Source organism: Paenibacillus albicereus (genome assembly GCF_012676905.1).
GTDB classification, from domain to species: Bacteria; Bacillota; Bacilli; order Paenibacillales; family Paenibacillaceae; genus Paenibacillus_O; species Paenibacillus_O albicereus.
On record NZ_CP051428.1, the window covers coordinates 552725 to 573798 of the forward strand.

Annotated in this window: 13 protein-coding genes, 1 pseudogene and 1 riboswitch; of the genes and pseudogenes, 4 read left to right on the forward strand and 10 right to left on the reverse strand. The window is 66.4% G+C overall.

What is annotated here, in order from left to right; translation table 11 throughout:
* Positions 1–257: 257 nt before the first annotated feature.
* From HGI30_RS02435 to HGI30_RS02470, 8 genes are all read right to left on the reverse strand, one after another.
* On the reverse strand, positions 258–2999 hold the full coding sequence (locus HGI30_RS02435; protein ID WP_168906239.1) for an alpha-mannosidase: 2742 nt from the start codon (positions 2997–2999) through the stop codon (positions 258–260).
* 229 nt (positions 3000–3228) lie between these two features.
* Positions 3229–4557 carry a glycoside hydrolase family 125 protein gene (locus HGI30_RS02440; RefSeq protein ID WP_168906240.1) on the reverse strand — a complete coding sequence of 443 codons (1329 nt, stop codon included), beginning with the start codon at positions 4555–4557 and terminating at the stop codon, positions 3229–3231.
* A gap of 148 nt (positions 4558–4705) precedes the next feature.
* A complete protein-coding gene (locus HGI30_RS02445) occupies positions 4706–5638 on the reverse strand; it encodes a carbohydrate ABC transporter permease (protein ID WP_168906241.1) in 933 nt (310 codons plus the stop codon).
* 1217 nt (positions 5639–6855) lie between these two features.
* The gene (locus HGI30_RS02450; protein ID WP_168906242.1) at positions 6856–7794 is read right to left on the reverse strand and encodes an ABC transporter permease; all 939 of its coding nucleotides are present in this window, start codon (positions 7792–7794) and stop codon (positions 6856–6858) included.
* Positions 7795–7888: 94 nt separating this feature from the next.
* Positions 7889–9358: an ABC transporter substrate-binding protein gene (locus HGI30_RS02455; RefSeq protein ID WP_168906243.1), complete on the reverse strand. Its 1470-nt coding sequence runs from the start codon at positions 9356–9358 to the stop codon at positions 7889–7891.
* Positions 9359–9496: 138 nt separating this feature from the next.
* The gene (locus tag HGI30_RS02460) at positions 9497–11329 is read right to left on the reverse strand and encodes a response regulator (protein ID WP_168906244.1); all 1833 of its coding nucleotides are present in this window, start codon (positions 11327–11329) and stop codon (positions 9497–9499) included.
* An 819-nt stretch (positions 11330–12148) separates the two neighbouring features.
* Positions 12149–12424: a hypothetical protein gene (locus HGI30_RS02465; protein WP_168906245.1), complete on the reverse strand. Its 276-nt coding sequence runs from the start codon at positions 12422–12424 to the stop codon at positions 12149–12151.
* A 4-nt stretch (positions 12425–12428) separates the two neighbouring features.
* Entirely contained in the window at positions 12429–14276 is a 1848-nt protein-coding gene (locus tag HGI30_RS02470) for a sensor histidine kinase (RefSeq protein ID WP_168906246.1), read from the reverse strand.
* Between the two features lie 229 nt (positions 14277–14505).
* A riboswitch (PreQ1 riboswitch) is annotated at positions 14506–14549 on the forward strand.
* Between the two features lie 168 nt (positions 14550–14717).
* Between HGI30_RS02470 and queC the strand changes: the two genes are divergently transcribed.
* The 3 genes and pseudogenes from queC to queE all read left to right on the forward strand — a co-directional run.
* Entirely contained in the window at positions 14718–15425 is a 708-nt protein-coding gene (gene queC / locus HGI30_RS02475) for a 7-cyano-7-deazaguanine synthase QueC (RefSeq protein ID WP_168909677.1), read from the forward strand.
* Complete coding sequence (locus tag HGI30_RS02480; RefSeq protein WP_168906247.1) at positions 15422–16033, forward strand: 6-carboxytetrahydropterin synthase; 612 nt, start codon at positions 15422–15424, stop codon at positions 16031–16033. The genes queC and HGI30_RS02480 overlap by 4 nt, the downstream gene beginning before the upstream one ends.
* Positions 16026–16532, forward strand: a pseudogene (gene queE, locus HGI30_RS23620) (7-carboxy-7-deazaguanine synthase QueE); the annotation flags it as partial. The gene HGI30_RS02480 and the pseudogene queE, both read left to right, overlap by 8 nt.
* Before the next feature lie 605 nt (positions 16533–17137).
* On the opposite strand, the gene HGI30_RS02490 reads toward queE, so the two are convergent.
* Positions 17138–18628, reverse strand: coding sequence for a hypothetical protein (locus tag HGI30_RS02490; protein WP_168906249.1), 1491 nt, complete (start codon positions 18626–18628; stop codon positions 17138–17140).
* A gap of 164 nt (positions 18629–18792) precedes the next feature.
* Between HGI30_RS02490 and queF the strand changes: the two genes are divergently transcribed.
* Positions 18793–19302, forward strand: coding sequence for a preQ(1) synthase (queF, locus tag HGI30_RS02495; RefSeq protein ID WP_168906250.1), 510 nt, complete (start codon positions 18793–18795; stop codon positions 19300–19302).
* Between the two features lie 300 nt (positions 19303–19602).
* On the opposite strand, the gene HGI30_RS02500 is transcribed toward queF, so the two are convergent.
* Positions 19603–20994: an amino acid permease gene (locus HGI30_RS02500; protein WP_168906251.1), complete on the reverse strand. Its 1392-nt coding sequence runs from the start codon at positions 20992–20994 to the stop codon at positions 19603–19605.
* Positions 20995–21074: the final 80 nt, after the last annotated feature.

Sequence of the window (21074 nt, forward strand, 5' to 3'; positions counted from 1 at the left end):
GCATGCGGTTCTTTCCGCCCGCACGGCGAATCGCCAGGGGCAAGACGCAGCTAGCGAAGTGCTGCGGGTACGGACGCAAAAAGAACCGGCTCTCTAGGAATGGGAGCCGGTTCTTTGGTGTTTCGGCGTCGCGGCCGCGCCGCGCCGCCGAAGGGCGGGAACAAGGGAAGAGGCTCCCTTGTTCGAGGGCCTGCGCCGCCTGCGAGAGGGGACAAGGGAAGACCTTCCCTTGTTCAAGAGCCTGCGGCGCTTCACCGTCAGCGTAGGCCGATCGTCACGATCTCGGCCGGCCCGACGGCGAGCTCGGCGCGTCCATCGCGCAGCTCCAGCTCGTCCGCCGTATCCTGCTCGAGCACGCCGGTCCTGTAGGCGCCGGACGCGCCGGTAGGAGCTTGCAGCCGCAGGACTCCCGGCTCGCGCTTCAGGTTGTACAGGCGCACGATCAGGTCGCCGGTGACCGGGCTGGCCTTGAAGGCGGAGAGGGCGATCGACTCTCCCTCCCATGCGAGGGGCGCGCCGACGGCCGCGAGCCTGCCCGCATGCACGCCGGTCTGCACCGCCGTCCAAGGCGTCTGCAGCTGGTACGCCTCGGCGTACGCGCCGCTCGCCGCGCCGTCGCCGCCATGCGGCACGAGCGCGAGACGCGCTTCATGCGGCCCGATGCACTGGGCCTCCGGCGTCGGGAAGTAGCCCCAGTCGCCGAGCTCGCCGGTCGAGCGGAGCAGCGTGACGGCGATCGTATTCCGCCCGTCGCGCAGCACCTCGTACTCGCACAGACCGACGTTGGCGACCGTCAAGCCGGCGGCCGCGCCGTCCGCCGCCAGGCCGCTCACGTCGGCGAACGCTTGCTGGTGCTGGGCATTGCTCGGATTGTCCCACTCCGGAGCCGGCTCGGTCGGCCGCACGGCCGCCTCGAAGATCGAGTCGGCCGTATGCGTGTCCGCCGCCAGTCCGGTCGGGAACAGCAACCGCACCCGGTGGTCGCGGGCCTGGTTGTCGAACGAGCTGACGATGTCCAGCCTGCCGCTGCCTTGCTCCAGCGCGAGCACGGTGCGCAGGCGCAGCGGGACGAGCTCGGACGAGCGTCCGGCCTGCCGCTGCGGGTAGTACACGATCTCGCGCTGCTCGCGGTCCAGCGTCTCGTCGGCCGAGGCCGGCACGGCCCATTCGTGCACGATCTCGAGCGAGGCGCGGCCGGAGCCGTTCTCCACGATCGAGACCGTCGCCGGCACGCCGCGCGTCGTCAGCGGCTCCACGCCTTTCGGTCCCATGAACATGTACTCGTTGCCGATGTCGCCGCTGTCCTCGTACAGGCCGAGATCGCGGAACGTCCGCCCCGTGCGCCGATCGGTCAGCGCGAACGTGCCGTCCTCGGCGACCTCGACGCGGAGCACGCCGTTGTCGAGCGTGCGGGCATCGGCCGCGATGTCCGGGGCCGCCTCCGGCCGCGCGTCCGAGCGGACCCAGGCATAGGCCGCATGGCCGAGCGCCGGCACGGCGTCCGCCTGGAACGTCAGGCGCACGCGGCGGCATTGGTACGGCTGGCGGAACGCGTCGTCCGGCAAGTCATAGCCGAACTGCAGGCCGAGGTCCTCCACCGTGCAGGCCAGCGCCTGTCCTTGCGCATCGAGGAGCGCGCGTCCGCGCAGGTCGAGCTCCTTCATGCGGCGGTTCATCTCGTCGAAGCCGATGCCTTCGCGGAAGTAGATCCGCGCCGCGTCCAGCTCGACCGATACGGCGCCGCTGCGCTTCCAGCCCGACGGGTTGAAGACGACGAACGGAAGCGCGTCCGCGCCGTAGCTTCCGAACACGGAGGTGTCCACCGCCTCGGCGACGAACGCCGCCGAATCGGCCACGATCGTCTCGGCGACGTGGCGGCTCTTGTCGAAGCGCGTGACCATCTCGCGGTGCACCTCGTCGACGCTGCAGCCGCAGATGCTGTCATGCGGATGGTTTTGGAGCAGCAGCTTCCAGGCGTAGCCAAGCAGATGCTGCGGATACTCCTTGCCGAGCAGCCGGGCGTAGGCCGCGAGCGGCTCGGCCGAACGCTCGAGCACGGACTGGCCGGCGGCGTTCATCTGCTTCAGGTAGACGCGCGAGGAGGCGGTGTTCACGAGCGTGCCCCAGCCGTCGGTCAGCTGGCTGCGCAGCTCGCCGCGCACGACGGACAGCGCGGACTCGTCCGCGGCGGAGCGGACGGCGTCCAGATAGTCCGGGAAGTTGGAGTGGATGAACTCCACCTCGGGCTCGACGGCGCCTGCCATGCGGATCGCTTCGGCCAGGTCGGTCTGGATCGGCTGGTGGTCGCAGCCGTTCATGAACAGCAGATGCGGCGTCGAGGCGTAGCGACCGGCGTCGGCGAGCTTGCGCTCCCAGTAGGCGCGGGCGTCCTCGGCGCGCGTCGGCACCTCGTTGCCGTTGGAGTACCAGTTGGCGAACAGGATGCCGAGCACGCGCGAGCCGTCCGGGCCTTCCCAGACGAGCTCCGAGAAGGAGCTCTCGTAGGCGCTCGACTCGCCGACCTCGTTGTTGAAGCCGGTCGGCTTGACGCCCCGTCCGAACAGCGCGTTGTCGATGCCCGCTTGCCGCATGAGCTGCGGCGTCTGGCCGAACAGGCCGAACGTGTCGGGGAAGTAGCCGATCTTGGACACCTGTCCCCAGCGGGCCGCTTCCTCGTGGCCGATCTGCAGGTTGCGCACGTTGGCCTCGGCGCTCGTCAGGAAGGCATCCTGCAAGATGTACCAGGGACCGATGCCGATGCGTCCGTCCCGGATGAGCTTCTCGAGGCGGGAGCGGTTCTCCGGGCGCACCTCCAGGTAGTCGTCGAGGATGATCGTCTGGCCGTCGAGGAAGAAGCTGCGGTAGCCGGGATCGGTCTCCAGCGTGTCCAGCAGCGTGTCCATCAGCCGGACGAGGCGGACGTGATGCTTCTCGTAGGGGAGGTACCACTCTCGGTCCCAGTGGGTATGGGACAGGATGTGCGCGGTGCGCTTCGTCATGGGAATCGGTCCTTTCGGAAATGATGCTTCCAGCATACCCGCCGAGCGGGCCGGGAAGCTATCGAAGATGGCGACGGCCGCTCTGCGATCGGACGACAAGTCCGGGCGCGGGGCGGCCGTGCGGTAGAAGCGGCGCTGTGGATCCCTGGCGGCAGGGCGCGAAACAGGCGCAGCCTCCGGCACACCGGCTGCGGAGCGGCCGCTTGCGGCTGGATGCTCTTGCCGTCGGTCAGCTGCGGCCGATCAGGCCGTCCTGCATCGCTTTGTAGACGAGCTGGGCGAACAGGCTGTTCGACCAGGCGAACCATTTGCGCGTGAATACGGCCGGATCGTCGGAGTGGAAGCCCTCGTGCATGTAGCCGGTGTCGGCGTCGGTCGCCTCCAGAAGATCGATCATCGCGAGCTTCTCCTCGGCGGACGTCGCGGTCAGGCCCTGCATCGAGAGCGCCATGTGCCAGATGTAGCCGTCCGGCGTGTGCGGGCTGCCGATGCCTTTGGCCTGCCTGCCCTCGAAGTAGAACGGGTTCTCGCGGCTGAGCGCGAAGCGGCGCGTGTTCAGGTAGATCGGATCGTCCGCAGCGGCGTAGCCGAAGTACGGGATGGACATGAGGCCCGGCGTGCCGGCGTCGTCCATCAGGCAATGGTTGCCGTAGCCGTCCGTCTCGTAGGCGTAGATCGGGCCGAACTGCGGGTGGCGGACGATGCCGTACAGCCGGATGCCGTGCTCCACCTCGGCGGCGAGGTCGGCCAGCTCCTGGACGAGCGCCATGTCTCGGAACACCCACTTGGCGATCTCCTTCATCTGGCGCATCGTCACGACGGCGAACAGATTGGCCGGGATGTTGTAGTGGAAGTCGCAGGCGTCGTCGCTCGGGCGGAAGCCGGACCAGATCATGCCGGTGTAGTTGACCGGCATGCCGAGCCCTTTGTTCCGGAGGGAGTCCTCCGGAATGCCGTTGTCGCGCACGAAGCGGTACGGCGACTGCTCGAAGTGCCGCTGCTCCCTTTTCCACAGGTCGATCGCGGCGCGCATCGCGCGCTTGAAGTCCGTGTCGAAGATGGCCGTATGCTTCGTCTCCTGCCAATAGGCGTAGGCGAGGCGGAACGAGAAGCAGATCGAGTCGAGCTCGAACTTGCGCTCCCACACCCACGGCCCCATGTCGGTCTCGTCGGTCGTGTTCCAGTGCCAGTCGTTGGCCGATTCGTTGAACGCGTTGGCGTAAGGGTCGATGAGGATCATCGCCATGTGGCGGCGGATGAGCCCTTCGAGGATGCGCTGCAGGTCGGCGTCTTCCTTGGCGAGCGGCACGTAGTGGATCACCTGCTCGACGGAGTCGCGCAGCCACATGGCCGGGATGTCGCCGGTGATGACGAACGTCGTGCCGTCGGGCATCAGCTTGGTCGTCGTCTCCAGCGTGTTGGGGAAGCAGTTGCGGAAAAGACGCTGCAGCTTCGGCCGGTCGGCCAGCTTGGCTTCGGCCTCGGCCAGCGCCTGCCGCACGGCGGCAGGCAGCTCCAGCTGCGGCATCGGAATGGTCGGTAATCGGAATTGCTCCATGGTGAATTCGCTCCTTGGCAGGGGGATGGACGCCGCCGCTCGCGGCGGAGGCGTGGGGCCGGCAAGGATGGCCGCGGATGGCGGCGCTCCATGCCGACGACCGCCGTTAGGCTCGTTAGGCCGATCCGGCGAATGAGTCGCCGCTACCCTACTCTTTGACCGCCCCGATCGTCAAGCCCTGGACGAAGTAGCGTTGGAAGAACGGGTAGGCGAGCACGATCGGGCCGGTGGCGAGCACGACCATCGCCATGCGGGCCGTATCCTGCGGCATGTTCTGCAGTCCCTGGGCGAGCGAGGAGTTGCTGGACGCCTGCGACAGCAGGAACTGCATGTTCGTCTCGATGCGCATGAGCATCGACTGCAGCGGCACGAGGTTCGGGTTCTCGATGTAGAGCAGGGCGTTGAACCAGTCGTTCCAATAGCCGAGGGTGCTGAACAGCGCGATCGTCGCCAGGCCCGGCAGCGCGAGCGGAAGGACGAGCTTGTAGAAAATCTGCAGCTCGCTGGCGCCGTCGATCTTGCCGGACTCGATGATCGCCTCGGGCACCATCGTGAGGAAGAACGTGCGCATGATGAGGACGTAGAACGCGTTGACCATGAGCGGCAGGATGAGCGCCCAGATGCTGTCCTTCAGGCCGAGCATCTGCGTCACGACGATGTATGTCGGCACGAGGCCGCCGTTGAACAGCATCGTGAAGAAGGCGAAGAAGTTGAAGAACTTGCGGTACTGGAAGCTCTTGCGCGAGATGCCGTAGGCGTACAGCGTGACGACGAGCAGGCCGAGCGCCGTGCCCACGACGGTCACGAAGATCGTGACGCCGTAGGAGCGGAGCAGGGCGTCGCCGTTCTGCAGCACGTAGCGGTAGGCCTCGAGGCTCCATTCGGAAGGAACGAGCCGGTAGCCGTCCTCGGCAAGCGTCCGTTCGTTCGTGAACGAAATGATGAGGATGAACACGAACGGGAACACGCACAGCAGCGCGAACAGGCCGGCGATGACGTGGAAGGCCGCGTTCCAGGCCGGGCTCAGCTTATGGAAGTCGCGCGCCGCTTTGGGCGGCAGCGCGGCGGACGGTTTGGACATGGGCGGGACTCCTTTCGTGGGGGGAATGGGGTGGGAAAGACGAGCGCGATGGAGAAGCTGCGAAGAGTGACGGCTCGATCGGCGTCCGGTGCGGCGCTGCGCTGAGCTGCTCGATCGGCGTCCGGTAACGCCGCTGCGTGAGGCAAGGGCCGCTGCTCGATCGGCGTCCGGGAACGCCGCTGCGCTGATCTGCTCGATCGGCGTCCGGGAACGCCGCTGCGTGAGACAAGCCTTCCTCCGATCCCGCTGGAACGCGGATGCCTCGATCGCCCGACCCCCGATGGGGTGGGCATCCGCCTTCCAAGGGGACCGCTGCCGCTTCTCCGAAAGGCCCGTCTCCCTCCGCTCCGCCTCGTCCTGCCGATCTCCCGCCTTCCCCGCCCCCTGGTTGTGGGGGGCGGTGGGCGCCTCCCGCACATCGAGGAGGCGGCAGGCGCTTCTTGCTCTTGCGCCCGCAGGGCCAAGAGCAGGTAGCGCGAGCGGCCCCGCCGGCATCAGAGCGGACGGGAAGGCCGGCCTCGCCGGCGGTGGAGCCGTATGGGGCCAGCGAGGCCGAATCGGCGCCAACCGGCACCCGCAGCATCTGCAGGGAGCGGAGACGGACGGAATCTCCTGGAGAAGCGGGAGCGGTTCCCTTGGAGGCCGGATTCCACCCCTTCGGGGAGGGAATTCAGAGGAATCCGGGCTCCAGAGGAATCGGAGGGAGATTCGTCCGGCGAAGCGGACGCCCTGCGCGCGGTTTCGTCCGGCGGAGCGGACCCCTTGCGCGTCAGCGGACTTATCCGGCGGTGCCGGACCGCTCTTGCTTGGGTGCGACAGGCGCAGGGAGCGGAGACGGACGAAATCTCCTGGAGAAGCGGGAGCGGTTCCCTTGGAGGCCGGATTCCAACCCTTTCAGGGAGGGAATTCAGAGGAATCTGGGCTCCAGAGGAATCGGAGGGAGATTCGTCCGGCGGAGCGGACGCCCTGCGCGTCAGCGGTTTCGTCCGGCGAAGCGGACGCCTTGCGCGTCGGAGGGAGATTCGTCCGCCGAAGCGGACGTCCTGCGTGTCAGCGGTTTCGTCCGGCGAAGCGGACGCCCTGCGCGTCAGCGGTTTCGTCCGGCGAAGCGGACGTCCTGCGCGTCAGCCGATTCGTCCGGCGGAGCGGACGTCCTGCGCTTCTGCCAATTCGTCCGCCGAAGCGGACGTCCTGCGCGTCAGCGGTTTCGTCCTCGTTTAGAACAGCGTATTGTCCTTGTTCACCCGGCCGACGATCCAGTTGGACGTGATGACCAGGAGGAAGCCGACCAGAGACTGGTACAAGCCCGCCGCCGTCACCATGCCGAACTCGCCGGTCGTCTTGAGGCCGCGGTACACATAGGTGTCGATGACGTTCGTGACCGAATAGAGCGCGCCGGAGTCGCGAGGGACCTGGTAGAACAGGCCGAAGTCGGCGTAGAAGATCTTGCCGATCGCGAGCAGCGTCAGAATCGTCATGAGCGGCGTCAGCATCGGAATCGTGATATTGCGGATCTGCTGCCACTTGTTCGCGCCGTCGATCATCGCCGCCTCGTAGAGCGAGCGGTCGATGCCGAGGATGGAGGCGAGGTAGACGACGCTGTTGTAGCCGATCGCTTTCCACATGCTGATGAACACGAGGATGAACGGCCAGTACGTCGGGTCGGAATACCAATTGACCGGGTCGAGGCCGAGGCCGCGCAGCGCCTGGTTGAGCAGGCCCTTGTCCAGGCTGAGGAAGCTGAACGCGAAGTAGCCGACGATGACCCAGGACAGGAAGTACGGCATGAACATGCCCGTCTGGTACAGCTTGGACATGCGCTTGCTGGTGATCTCCGACAGCACGATGGCCATCGCCACCGCCGCGACGAGGCCGATGACGATGAACGCGACATTGTACAGCAGCGTGTTGCGCGTGATGACCCAGGCGTCGTTCGTGCTGAACAGGAACTTGAAGTTGTCGAGCCCGACCCATGCGCTGCTGATGACGCTGTCGATGAAGCCGTGGCGGCTGACGCGGTATTCCTTGAATGCGATGATGGCTCCGGCCATCGGGATGTACGAGAAGACGAGGAACCACAGCGCGCCCGGCAGGACCATGAGCAGGATCGCCTTGTTGCGGTTCAGGTTGCGGAAGAAGCCCGCCAGTCCGTTCATGATGGCATGCCTCCTTGGATGGGATGGATGAAGTCCGGACGTCAGCACGAAAAGGGGGCGAAGTCGCCTTCGCCCGCCGGTTCGAAACGTTCGTTTACTTCTGCGAGGCCTTCCAGGCGTCGTACTGGGTCTGCGCCTCGGCGATGATCCGGTCGAGGCCGGCGGCGTTGAGCTTCTCGATGGCGCGCGGCAGGTAGGTGGCCGGATCGACCGTGCCGGTCATGAGCGGCGCCCAGACTTCCGCCTTGACGTTCTGCAGGCTCGCCAGCTCCGTCGATACCTTGGAGGTGTCGAAGTTGAAGCCGAGCGCCGGGGAAGGACGGCCTTGCTCGTTGAACTGCTTGAACTGCTCCCACTTGTCGTCCGGATCGCCCGGGTTCAGGTAGGTCAGCATGACGTTGCCGAGCGAGAACGTCGGCATGTCGTAGTTTTTGGATTCTGGCAGGTTCTCCATGCGGTTGTCGCCGGTCAGCTTGTAGTGCGTTCCTTCGATGCCGGAGTCGATCAGGTTGCGCAGCTTGGCGTCGGTGTTGAGCAGGTTCAGGAACTCCATCGCCTTCTCCGGATACTCCGAGTTGGCCGAGATCGCCTGCATCGAGCCCATGACGGACCAGTTGTAGACGATCGACTCGCCGGCCGGCGTCGAGACGATCGGGTAGCCGAGGCTGGTGCTCCACGTATTGTCGGCGAGCGGCTGGGTGTCGGCTTTGTCGATCAGCCACTTGCCCGTCTTCTCGAGGTCGCCGGTCGATGTCGTCGTCGCCGCTTCCGGGGAGATGTAGCCGGCTTTGTAATACTTGTGCATCGTCTCCAGCGCCTGCTTCATCTCCGGCGTCTCCAGCACGTTGATGACCTTGCTGCTGTCGCCGTTCAGGGCGACGCCCATCGGCAGCCCCTGGATCAGGTAGTCATAAGGCACGACCGGATTGAAGTTGCTGTCCATCTTCAGGCCGAGCACGCCCGGCAGCTTCTCCTTGGCTGCCTTGAGGAACGGCTCCAGGCTCTCTAGCGTCGTCGCCTGCTTGTAGTCGAGGCCGAGCTGGTCGAGCTGCTGCTTGTTGAAGCGCCAGACGGATTGCGCCGGCAGCTCCTTGTTGGCCGGGATGCCGTAGTTGTGGCCGTCGACCTTCGAGCCTTCGAGGAAGGCCGGGTCGAGCGCGTCGACGATGCCTTGGCCGTGCGACTTCAGCAGGTCGTCGATTTCGAGGAAAGCGCCCTTGCGCGCGTTCTGCACGTAGTCGAACGCCCACGAGGCGGTGAACAGGAGGTCCATCGGCTCCCCGGAAGCGGCCATGACGCCCATCTTCTGGTTGTAGTCTCCGTAATCGATCTGCTTCATCGTGACGGTGGCGCCGATCTTCTCGGCGGTGTACTTGCTCACTTCGGCCATGACCTTGTCGGTGTCCTTCTGCGGAGCCCCGATCGTGTACCAGATCAGGTTGACCGGTTTCTCGGCGGTGCCTTCGTTGCCGGAGCCGCTCTCGCTGCCGCAGGCGGTGACCGCCAGCGCAGCCGTCAGGACGAGCGCGAGCGCGCCCGCCGTGCGTGTGGATCTCTTTTTCATGATGACTTCCTCCCTTGAAGCAAGCATGATGGCGGGCTTGAGCGCGCCTCTCTGGTTCAACCTTACTGAATGAAAGCATTTTCAAATAGGCGACAAATTATGAATCCGCTGTCCAAACTAAAGAAAGAGCCGCGCCGGTCAGCGCAGCTCCCGATATTCATTAGGCGACAGGCCCACGTATTTCTTGAATTGCTTGTAGAAGTAGCCGGTCTCCACATACCCGACCTCCTGCGAGATGTCGGCGACCTTGTCGTCCGTCGTCCGGAGCTTGTCCTTGGCCCGCTCGATGCGGTAGCGGTTGAGGTAGTCGGTGAAGCCGGCGCCGGTCTCCTTGGCGAACAGCTGCCCGAGGTAGGCGGGATGGATGTGGTACGTCGCACCGAGCGACTTGAGCGACAGCGGCTCGGCGTAGCGCTCGGCCACATGCTGCACGACCTGGCTGACGATCGGGACGCGGTCGCTCCGCTGCAGCAGCTCCATCGTGAAGTGGGCGGAAGCCTTGACGGCGTCGGTCAGCTCCTCCAGCGCCGAGGCGCGGCTGATCCGGTCGAGCGACTTCTTGAACTGAAACAGCACCTCCTGCGACTGCTCCCCGCCCTTCATGTCGCGCAGCTCCAGCCGGAAGGCGACGACGAGCTCGATCGCCGCGCTCTTGAGCAGCTCCGGCGTCGCCCCCTCGCGCCGCTGCAGCGCCAGGAAGTCGTCGTCGACGCGAGTGAAAAGAGCGTCCGTATCCCGCGCGAGCAGCCAGCGCGAGTAGGCGTCGCCGCCGATCTCGAGCGGCTCGTCGGTCGAGGAGGCAGACGGCCGCAGCTCGGCCGCGTCGAGGATCGGGCTGCCGGCATGGAGCAGGTGGTAGTCCTGCGCCTTTTTGGCGAAGGCGTAGCTGCGCTGCTCCAGCTCGCCGATGCGCTCGGCCGTGCCGAGCGAGAAGCGCACCGGCGCCGAGTCGAGGCCGGAGCCGGTGCCTGGCGAAGCGGCGGCAGAGCCGGGCGGGGCCGGGTCAGGGCCGGGCGCGGGAGGGGCGGAGGCAGAGCCGGGTGGGGCCGGGGCCGGGCCGGGCGCAGGCAGAGCCGCAGACGGGCCGGAGACGGAGCCGGGCCGGGCGGGGCCGGGCGCGGGCATAGCGGCGGCAGAGCCGGGCGGGGCCGGGGCAGGGCCGGACGCGGAGCCGGGTGGGGCCGCCGCTCCGGAGGAGGCGCCTGCGCCGCCAGCCTCCGGCCGCGAGCCGCCTGCGCGCCAGGAGGCATCGGCCTCCGCGAGCCGCTCCAGCGCGGCGCGGGCACGGGCGCGGGCCTCCTCGGGGCTTCCGCCGAGAAATAGCAGCACCTCGTCGCCGTCGAGATCGGAGAAGCGCAGCGGTGCTTCCCGCTCGCCGAGCGTCTCGTCCACGAGACGTCGAGCCTGCGCGCCGCCGCTCGCCGCATGGCGGGCGGTCGCGGCGCACAGCCACGGCTGCCCGAGCGGCAGGCGGAGCAGCTCGGCGCGCTGGCCGAGCTCGATCGGATCGATGTCGCCTCGCATCCAGCGGAACAGGATGCGGTCGCGCAGAATGCCCTTTTCCTCGGGAGAGAGGACCGGAGCGCCGGCCGGGGCGGCGCTCAGCTTGGCGACGGAGGCGGACAGCGTCGAGCGCAGCTCCTGAAAGCTGACCGGCTTGAGCAGGTAGTTCTCGATGCCGAGCGACATGCCTTCCTTGAGGTAGTCGAACTCGTTGTAGCCGCTCAGGATGATGACCTTGAGCTCCGGCAGCAGCTTGCGGGCCTCGCGGATCAGCTCCAGCCCGCTCATGCCCGGCATCGTGATGTCCGTGATGAGCAAGTCGACCGGGCGCCGCCGCAGCAGCTCCAGCGCGGCCCGGCCGCTGCCGGCCGTGCCCGCGATCTCCAGCTCGAACGAAGACCAGTCGAGCGCGTCCTGCAAGCCTTCGACGATGAACGGCTCGTCATCGACGAGCAGCACTCTGTACATAGGGAATCCTCCTTCGGCGAGAGATGATGGATACGAGGGGGCTGAGACGGCGCGCATTGCCTGAACAGGACCATCACAGCGGCAGATCGGCATTTGCCTATGGCATACATGCTTACGTGTGCTGGCGCACCTGCGTTTGCCGGAGGAGCTGAGCTGCTGTAGGATGCACGCGCGAGTGTTCCTGCGCATGACGTAGAACCTGAGTTGCTGGAGAAGCCGAGTTGCTGGATTTACCTGAGTTGCTGAATTACCTGTGCTTGCTGACGGAGGTGCGTGTGCTGAAGGGCAATTGTTTGCTGAAGTATGGTTGGCTGAAGTGTATGGTTGGCTGAAGTGCATGGTTGGCTGAAGTGCATGGTTGGCTGAAGTGCATGGTTGGCTGAAGTGCCATGGTTGGCTGAAGTGCATGGTTGGCTGAAGTGCCATGGTTGGCTGAAGTGCCAGCGTATACCGGAGTACCTGAGGTTTGCCTGTGTGCCTGCTTTGGCCTGTACGCTAACGAAACTGAGGCACGCTATTCGGCTCTAAAAGCAACATTCCAGCCGCTAACGAAACAGAGACGCGTTATTCAGCTCAAAGAGCCCCTTTTTCAGCAGAAATGATGCCAATAAGACGTCTCCGTTTCGTTATTTTTGCAAAAGGCCGATTTGGAGACGAATAAGGAACCTCAGTTTCGTTACAGCTGCGGCCTCGAGCTGCGGCCTCTCTGCGGCAGCTGCCCCGCGTGCCGATGCGCGCCGGGAACGGATCTGCTGCTGCACTCCGTCCCCCAGGGCTGCGCCGCTGCAGCGCTCGCGGCTCTGCTGCCACGGCTCGGTCCTACTCCGTCTCCGTCCCCCAGGGCTCTGTTCCGCTCGCGCATCCCCATCCCCTAGCGTCTCCGTCGCTGCCGCCCGCCGCTGCCGCCCGCTGCCGCCGCCCGCCGCTGCCGCCCGTCGCTGCGCCCGTCGCTGCCGCCCGCCGCTGCGCCCGTCGCTGCCGCCCGTCGCTGCACCCGCCGCTGCGCCCGCCGCTGCCGCCCGCTGCCGCCCGTCGCTGCCGCCCGCCGCTGCCGCCCGCCGCTGCCGCCCGTCGCTGCGCCCGTCGCTGCCGCAAGCCGCTACAGCCCGCCGGAGCGTTCCTCGCTCCCGACCGGGAACCAGATCGTCACCGTCGTGCCGGCTCCGGCCGCGCTGTCGACGTCCAGCCCGGCGGCATGCGAGCCGTAGACGAGCCGCAGGCGGTCGAGGATGCTCTGCAGGCCGAACGAGCCGCTCTCCTCCTGCGCCTGGGGCGGCCGCTGCAGCCGCTGTCGCAGCGCCTCCAGCGCCTGCGGCTCCATGCCGCGTCCGTTGTCGCGCAGCGTGACGACGATGCGGCCGCCCCCTCCGCGCACGGCGGAGATGTCGAAGCGATTGTCGTCGCGATCGGTGTCGAGGCCGTGCACGATGTAATTTTCCATGACCGGCTGCAAGGAGAGCTTCACGACGGGGGAGGTGGCGAGGCTGTCGTCCATGCGGATCGAGTAGGCGAACCGGTCCTTGTAGCGGATGCGGAACAGCTCCAGATAGCGCCGGCCGAGCTCCAGCTCCTCGCGCAGCGGCACGAGGCTGCGGCTGCCGACCATGCTGCGGAACAGCACGGACAGGCTGTAGATCATCTCCGCGACGTCGTCCGCTCCGCGCGATACGGCCCGCATGCGGATGACCTCGAGCGTGTTGGACAGGAAATGCGGGTTGATGCGCGCCTGGATGGCGGACAGCTCGGTGCTGCGCTGGCGCAGCTCGGCCTTGTATTCCTGCTCGATCTGGCGGTTCAGCCGGTCGAGCATGCGGTTGAAGCCCTGGCCGATCTGCCCGAGCTCGTCGCCGCGCTCGTCCTGGATGCGGCCGGCGAAGTCGCCGGTCTCGACGCGCCGCATGAGGCGCACGAGGCTGCCGGTGCGGCGCGCCACGCTCGCCACGGCGAAGCCCGGCAGCAGCACGGCGAGCAGGATGCCGAGCCCGCTCAGCAGCAGCACCGTGCGCCGCAGGCCGGCGGTCGCGGCATCCAGCTGCTCGTCCGGGACGACGCCGACGACGGAGTACCCGGCGAGGCTGTCGCTCAGCACGGCGACCCGGGAAGGCCGGTCGAGCGTGGCGGCGGCATCGAGCGAGCTGATGCGCGAGGCGTACGGATAGATGGAGCCGTAGTAGCGGCCGGACGAGTCGAACAGCACCTGGCCTTGCGGCGTCAGCACGAGCACGTAGCCTTTGAGCTCGTCCAGGTAGGGCCGGAGGGCCGAGAGGAGGCTGTCCGAGCTGAAATGGACGAGCAGCTGCCCGGTCTTCTGCAGCGTGCCGGGGTTGTTGACGGCGGCCCGCACCGCATACACCCGGTCGGCATCGAGGCCGAGCCCGCGCGCCACCCACGGGTTCGGCGCGGAGATGGACGGCAGCTCGAGCGCCATCGCGTCGGGGATGTAGGACAACGCCGAGTTCAGCTCGAGCAGCTGCGGGCTCCCGCCTGCTTTCCAGGCGTACAGGTACTGCTGGACGGAGCTGTACAGCATCATCTGGCGGATGGAGCTGTCGGCTGCGAGTTGGCGCTCGAAGTAGGTGATCGCGTTGCCGTAGCCGGCCCGAGGCTCGTCCGTGTAGCGGTCGATGCGGTAACGGAAATAGTCGGCGAACGGATGGGACAGCAGATAGGTGACGTTCTGGCTGAGCGCCTGATCCTGGTACAGGTCCGCGACGATGCGCTGCACGCTGTCGCTGCTCGCCTGCAGGCGGGCGGATACCGCTTCCATCGCGCGCCGCTGGTTGGCCAGGATGTCGCTCCGCGCGGAGTCCGCGATGAAGGCGTACAGCAGGTAGGCCAGCGTCACGATCGTCAGCACGGAGATGGCCGACAGCGTCGCGAGCAGCTTCGTGAACAGGTTGTTCTTGACGTAGGTGCGGTAGAAGCTGCGCGCCTTCATCGTCTTCATCGGCCGATCTCCCTTCCTTCGCGAAGCCTGAATGCCGACCATTATAGCATAAGGAGCGGGCATTCGTAGAACAGGCCGACGGCGGCGAACCGGCGCAGGAGCGGGGCGCGCGGAAGGCCGGCCGCATCTCTGCGAAGGCCTGCCGGTAGCCAGCGGCGGCGGGCTGTGCTATGCTGGTGGGGACAACCGAAGAGTAAAGTCCGGCGCGGCCCTAACGGGGTCGGAAGTGCCGGGAGAGGTTCGCGAACTCCCTCTATAAAAAACTACAAGCACACGATTCCTTCGGGGAATCCGTGTGTTTTGCGTTCGGCGGACAGCCGCTTCCCGTAGACGGGAAGCGGGCTGCCCGCCGTTTTCTTTGTCCGCGCGCGGACGAAGGATCGGAGAATCGCTTGGCTCTCTCTGCCGGTTCGGTCGGTCAGGAGAGGAGAAGATCAGATGATGGACAAGCTTGAGGGAGGTTCCCTCGATAAGCGGAAAGGCAAGGCGGTCGTCGTCTTCAGCGGCGGCCAGGACAGCACGACGTGCCTGTTCTGGGCGCTGCAGCGGTATGAGGAAGTGGAGGCGGTGACGTTCCGCTACGGGCAGCGCCACGCGCTGGAGCTGGAGTGCGCGGCGTCCATCGCCGCAGAGCTCGGCGTCCGGCACCATGTGCTGGACATGAGCCTGCTCGGGCAGCTCGCGCCGAGCTCGCTCACGCGCAGCGACGTCGCCGTAGCGGACGCCTCGGAGGAGGGCGGGCTGCCGAATACGTTCGTGCCGGGCCGCAACCTGCTGTTCCTGTCGTTCGCGGCGGTGCTCGCGCAAGGCGTCGGCGCCCGGACGATCGTCACGGGCGTCTGCGAGACGGACTTCAGCGGCTATCCCGACTGCCGCAACATCTTCATCCAGTCGCTGAACGTCTCGCTGAACCTGGCGATGGACGAGACGTTCGTCATCGAGACGCCGCTCATGTGGCTGGACAAGGAGCAGACCTGGGAGCTGGCGGACCGCCTCGGCGCGTTCGACTTCGTGCGGGAGCGCACGCTTACCTGCTACAACGGCATCCCGGCGGACGGCTGCGGCGAATGCCCGGCCTGCAAGCTGCGGCGCGCCGGACTGGACAAGTATCTGGCGCGGCGCGGAGCGCAGGTGGAGGCGCGAGCATGATGCATGCGATCTATCCGGCGCCCCCCCATCCGTACCGCTTCGAGCTGAACAAGGAGTTCCATTTCGCGGCGGCGCACTACATTCCGGCCGAGGCGGCCGGCCGCTGCAGCCGCGTGCACGGGCACACGTACCATTGCAACGTCGCTGTCGGCGGCGACCGGCTGGACGAGTGCGGCTTTCTCGTGAACTTCTCGGAGATCAAGAAGCTGGTGCAGGACCGGTTCGACCACCGGCTGCTCAACGACGACGAGCTGTTCGGCGGTCCGGCGCGGATGCCGAATGGAGGCAGGGCGGCGAAAGCGGCGGGTCAAGGCGCGGCGGAGAACGCGATGCAGCGAGCCGAAGCGGTCGCGGCGGCTGAGCAAGGAGCTTCGTCTGGCGCAGGCCAGCGCCGCTCGGCAGCGGACGAGGCGCAGGCCGGCGCTGAAAACGATGCAGAGCTCGACTCGGATCAATTCCCGACGACGGAGGTCGTCGCCCGGGCCGTCTGGCGGCTCGTGCAGGAGGAGCTCGACCGCCGCGGCCACGGCGCGCGCTGCCTGCAGGTGTTTCTGCGGGAGACGCCGTCGAGCTATGTGATCTATCGCCCGGAGGCCGCTCATGGGTGAGCGGCGGACCCGCATCCCCGTGCTGGAGACGTTCGGCCCGACCGTGCAGGGCGAGGGCATGGTCATCGGCGTCAAGACCTGCTTCGTCCGCACGGCCGGCTGCGACTACAGCTGCTCCTGGTGCGACTCGGCGTTCACCTGGGACGGCAGCGCCAAGGCCGACATCCGCTGGCTGGAGCCGGAGGACGTGCTGACAGAGCTGAAGGCGCTGTCCGGCGGCGAGTGGCCGGGGCATGTCACGCTCTCGGGCGGCAACCCGGCGCTGCTGCCGCAGCTCGGCGGGCTGATCGCGCTGCTGCAGGGCGGCGGCACGATCGTCGCGCTGGAGACGCAGGGCAGCCGCTGGCAGGACTGGTTTCCGGCCGTCGACGAGCTGACGCTGTCGCCGAAGCCGCCGAGCTCCGGCATGGCGACCGACTGGGCGCGGCTGGACGAGATCGTGGAGCGGCTCGCGGCGGCGGGCCGGACGCCGAGCCTGAAGGTCGTCGTCATGGAGGAGCCCTTCGATGGGCCTCAGGCGGCCGGCTCGTCCGGCATGGCAAGCGGAGCGGCTGGGGCGGGATCGGCCGGCGAGTCATGCGGGGCGAGATCAGCCGACGAGACAAGCGAGCTGAAATCGGCAGACGAGGCGACCCGGTCGAGATCGAGAGAAGGGGCAAGCAGGTCGACATCGGCAGACGGAACAAGCGAGGCAGCCCGTCCAGGAAGCGACCTCGCCTACGCCAAAGAGGTGCATCGCCGCTTTCCGGCGGTGCCGATGTTCCTGCAGGCGGGCAATGACCGGCTGGACGAGCCGGAGCCGGCGGCGCTGCGCGAGCATCTGGCCGCTCGCTATGAGCGCCTGGTCGATGCCGTCATGGCCGACCCGGATTGGCGTCGCGTGCGCGTCCTGCCCCAGCTGCATGCCTGGCTGTGGGGCAACAAGCGCGGCGTCTGAGGCGGCAGCGGCGCGCTGCGCGTGGAAGGAACCGCGCGTAGAACGAGGCTGGTAGCATCGGGGCGACGAGGGAGTCGGAGTGCCTGGAATGGAGGGGACCGGGCGGCACCGCGCGGGAAAATCCGCTCTGCCGCCCCGACGCCCGCGGAGCGAAAAAAAGCCCTCCGCTAAGCGGAAGGCGCTTTTTGGTCCGACACGCGGAACACGTAGCCGAAGTCGCCCGACTTCACGGGCGAGCCGTAGTCCTTGACCCAGGTGCGGTAGAACACGCTGGAGCCGTTCTTGCGGGTGACGATGAGGTAATCCGGATCGTTGGCCTTGGCCAGATCGGTCACGTAGACGGGGAAGCCGTGCATCGACTGCTCGAACGCGGTCCAGCCGAACACCGTCTTGGTGTCGTCCGTGATGAACGGGTCCTGCCGCCCGTCCGAGAGCACGTCGCCGCCGCGGAACATGACGTAGCCGGACGAGCCGTACAGCGTCATGACCTTCGGCCGGCCCGGACCTTCGAAGTCGGAGAGGATGTAGTCCATCTCCTTGACCGGGTACTTGAACGAATTGGGCTGCGGCGCATGCTGGAAGTTGTACGCGGCGTTCACCGCCAGCCCGACCGCGAGGCCGGCGGCCAGCGGAGCGATCCCGACGCGCATGCGGAAGCGGCGCAGGCCCGGCACGTCCTCGATGACGACGGCGGCGAAGTACAGGACGAACAGCCACAGGAACAGATGGTACTTGTAGTTCGACACGCCGAGGAAGAAGATGCCCAGCATGAACTCGAAGCGGAAGAACCGCCTTTTCACGCTGAACGGCAGCAGCGCGACGAACGAGAGCAGCATGAGCGTCGCGGTCAGATTGCCCATGCTGTTGAACTGGATCGCCTTCCACTCGTTGATGAGCAGGTTGAAGTTGTCCTGCGTGACGGTGAGGATGAACAGGATGCTCTTGGCTCCGCCGGGATTGAGGAAGCCGGCTCCGATCACGGTCAAGGCCACGACGAGCCAGCGCCAGCCGATGCGGCGGCTCAGCAGGCGGCGCGTGACGAGCGCCTCCAGCAGCGCCATCCCCAGGAACACGACGATGACCGGCCAGACGCCGGAGTGGAAGTTCGCGATCAGGAGCGACAGCAGCGGCAGCAGCGCCATGTAGCGGGCCGCGGGCCGCAGCTGGAACTCGCGCAGGAACACGAAGAACCAGACGATGAGGAACGCCGAGATCATCTGCGGCCTCGTCGTGAAATAGATGTCGTAGATGCCCCACAGCACCGGCAGCAGCAGCAGCGTCAGGATCGCCTCGCGGCCGCGCGAATCGAGGCCGAGCTCGCGCCGCGAGACGAGCATCATGCGGTAGAGGCCGAACGCCAGCAGCAGCAGGCAGGAGGCGGTCAGCAGATAGGTGCCGGCCCAGCCGAAGGCGCGGTACAGCCAGGCGATGATAACCTGGAAGCCGATCTCGTGCGGGACGTAGGGCAGCTTGTCGTCGCCCCAGAACGTATGGATGGCGGTATGCGGCACTTGGCCGGTATCCAGCACCTGGCTTCCGACCTCGATATGCCAGAACGTATCGGGGTCCTGGTAGGATTCGGCCGGCGGCATCGCGAACACGACGGCGCACAGCACGAGGATGGCAAGAGCCGCCGCGGCGGCGAATCGGATCTTCATAGGGCGCTCCTTGCGGACATAGTTCCCTTCATTATAGGGGCAAGTCCCGGCTTCCACAATCCGGCAGGCTGGAGGCCGGAGGACGGGAACGACAGGGCCTGAGCCTGGACTGCTGGCGGGCGCGGGGCGCACGATGATTTTCAACGACAAAGGAGAAGAGACGGATGAGCGAGATCGAGCAAGGAAGAAGCAAGGAGGAGCTGGGCGGCGTCACGCTGCTCGGCAACCAGGGCACGCAGTATCCGACGACGTATGCGCCGGAGGTGCTGGAGAGCTTCGTCAACAAGCATCCGGGGCGCGACTACCGCGTCAAGTTCAACTGTCCGGAATTCACGAGCCTGTGCCCGATGACGGGCCAGCCGGACTTCGCGACGATCTACATCGCCTACATCCCGGACGAGCTGATGGTCGAGAGCAAGTCGCTCAAGCTGTATCTGTTCAGCTTCCGCAACCACGGGGACTTCCACGAGGACTGCATGAACATCATCCTGAACGACCTGGTCGCGCTCATGCAGCCGAAGTTCATCGAGGTGTGGGGCAAGTTCACGCCGCGCGGCGGCATCTCCATCGACCCGTACTGCAACTGGGGCCGTCCGGGCACGAAGTACGAGCAGATGGCGGAGTACCGCATGATGAACCTGGACCTGTACCCGGAGAAGATCGACAACCGCTGAGGCGGGGAGCGGGCTTCAGCTTGAACATTCGACCATCCTGTCCGAAGGGGAGGAATATCTGTGGACTATACCGCTCTTAGAGCGACGCTGATCGGATTCGTATTGATGCTCGTGGCTATCTATTTGCAAGGAGTCAAGGATTCTTGGTACGATGGACCCGAATTTTATCTCATGATTCTTGGCGGAGTCATTTCGCTTCTAGGGATTATTAATTTAAAGGAAAACAAGCGATGAAAAAGCGTCCCGTCCACTGGCGAAGTGGTCGGGACGCTTTTTGGATTTCATCGAAATCGGAAGCGGCTATTCCTCCGGGTCCAGCCGGCACTCCTGCAGCGGCAGCAGCTTGGTGCGATGCTTCCACTTGTGGCCGAGCCAGATGGCGAGGAACAGCGGCAGGCCGAAGTAGGAGGCGACGATGTACGCCCAGTCGACCCGGCCGTCCGAGAGGCCGCCGACGAATTGGCCGCCGATGACGACGGCGCACAGCCCCATCGCGAGCAGCGGGCCGAGCGGGAACCACTTGGCGCGATAGGTCAGCTCGTCCAGCGAGCGGCCCTGCGCCGCCCAGGCGCGGCGGAACCGATAGTGGCTGATCGCGATGCCCATCCAGACGATGAAGCCGGTCATGCCGGACGCGTTGAGCAGCCAGACGTAGACGACGCCGTCGCCGAAGAACGAGGCGAGGAAGGCCAGCATGCCGAACGCGCCCGTCACGAGCAGCGCCGGCACCGGCACGCCGCGTCCGTTCACGCCGGCGAGCCAGCGCGGTGCCTTGCCTTCTTGGGCCAGCGTATAGAGCATGCGCGTGCTGGCGTAGAGGCCGGAGTTGCCCGCCGAGAGCACCGAGGTCAGGATGACGGCGTTCATGACGGACGCCGCGATGCTGAGGCCGGCTTTTTCGAAGACGATCGTGAACGGACTCTGCGAGATGTCGCTGCTCGCGAGCTCCTCCGTCGTGTAGGGGATGAGCAGGCCGATGACGAGGATCGCCAGCATGTAGAACAGCAGGATGCGCCAGAAGATCGTGCGGATGGCGCGCGGCACGCTGCGCTTCGGGTCCTCGCTCTCGCCGGCGGCGACGCCGACGAGCTCCGTACCCTGGAAGGAGAAGCCGGCAGCCATGAAGACGCCGAGCACGGCGAGCATGCCCATCGGGAACGGGTTGTCGGTCAGGTTGGCGAAGCCGGTGCCGCCTATGCCGTCGCCGCGCCAGATGCCGACGACCATGAGCAGGCCGACGGCGATGAAGACGATGACGGTCACGATCTTAATCATCGCGAACCAGAATTCGGACTCGCCGTAGGCCCGCACCGACAGCAGGTTCAGGCCGACGAGCAGCGCGAGGAACAGCGCCGACCAGAGCAGCGAGCTGCTGCCGGGGAGCCAGTACTTCAGGATGAGCGTCGCGGCGGCCAGCTCGGCAGCGAGCGTGATCGCCCAGTTGTACCAGTAGTTCCAGCCGATGGCGAAGCCGAAGCTCGGCTCGACGAAGCGGCTCGCATACGTGCTGAACGTGCCGGATACCGGCATATGCGTCGCCATTTCGCCCAGGCTCGTCATGAGGAAGTACACCATGAGGCCGATGAGGCCGTAGGCGAGCAGCGCTCCGCCGGGACCGGCGCTATGGATCGCGCCGCCGCTGGCGAGGAACAGCCCGGTGCCGATCGAGCCGCCGAGCGAGATCATCGTCATATGCCGCGCTTTAAGGCCTCGGCGGAGGCCGGGTTTAGCCGAGGGGGTGGGATGCGGTTGCTCCACTTGAGGTCATCTCT

What these genes read in the sequence shown, in the direction of transcription:
- HGI30_RS02435 (WP_168906239.1), bottom strand. Translation starts at nt 2,999, where the DNA reads ATGACGAAGCGCACCGCGCACATCCTGTCCCATACCCACTGGGACCGA.
- HGI30_RS02440 (WP_168906240.1), bottom strand. Translation starts at nt 4,557, where the DNA reads ATGGAGCAATTCCGATTACCGACCATTCCGATGCCGCAGCTGGAGCTG.
- HGI30_RS02445 (WP_168906241.1), bottom strand. Translation starts at nt 5,638, where the DNA reads ATGTCCAAACCGTCCGCCGCGCTGCCGCCCAAAGCGGCGCGCGACTTC.
- HGI30_RS02450 (WP_168906242.1), bottom strand. Translation starts at nt 7,794, where the DNA reads ATGAACGGACTGGCGGGCTTCTTCCGCAACCTGAACCGCAACAAGGCG.
- HGI30_RS02455 (WP_168906243.1), bottom strand. Translation starts at nt 9,358, where the DNA reads ATGAAAAAGAGATCCACACGCACGGCGGGCGCGCTCGCGCTCGTCCTG.
- HGI30_RS02460 (WP_168906244.1), bottom strand. Translation starts at nt 11,329, where the DNA reads ATGTACAGAGTGCTGCTCGTCGATGACGAGCCGTTCATCGTCGAAGGC.
- HGI30_RS02470 (WP_168906246.1), bottom strand. Translation starts at nt 14,276, where the DNA reads ATGAAGACGATGAAGGCGCGCAGCTTCTACCGCACCTACGTCAAGAAC.
- queC (WP_168909677.1), top strand. Translation starts at nt 14,718, where the DNA reads ATGGACAAGCTTGAGGGAGGTTCCCTCGATAAGCGGAAAGGCAAGGCG.
- HGI30_RS02480 (WP_168906247.1), top strand. Translation starts at nt 15,422, where the DNA reads ATGATGCATGCGATCTATCCGGCGCCCCCCCATCCGTACCGCTTCGAG.
- HGI30_RS02490 (WP_168906249.1), bottom strand. Translation starts at nt 18,628, where the DNA reads ATGAAGATCCGATTCGCCGCCGCGGCGGCTCTTGCCATCCTCGTGCTG.
- queF (WP_168906250.1), top strand. Translation starts at nt 18,793, where the DNA reads ATGAGCGAGATCGAGCAAGGAAGAAGCAAGGAGGAGCTGGGCGGCGTC.
- HGI30_RS02500 (WP_168906251.1), bottom strand. Translation starts at nt 20,994, where the DNA reads ATGACGATGATCTCGCTCGGCGGCTCGATCGGCACCGGGCTGTTCCTC.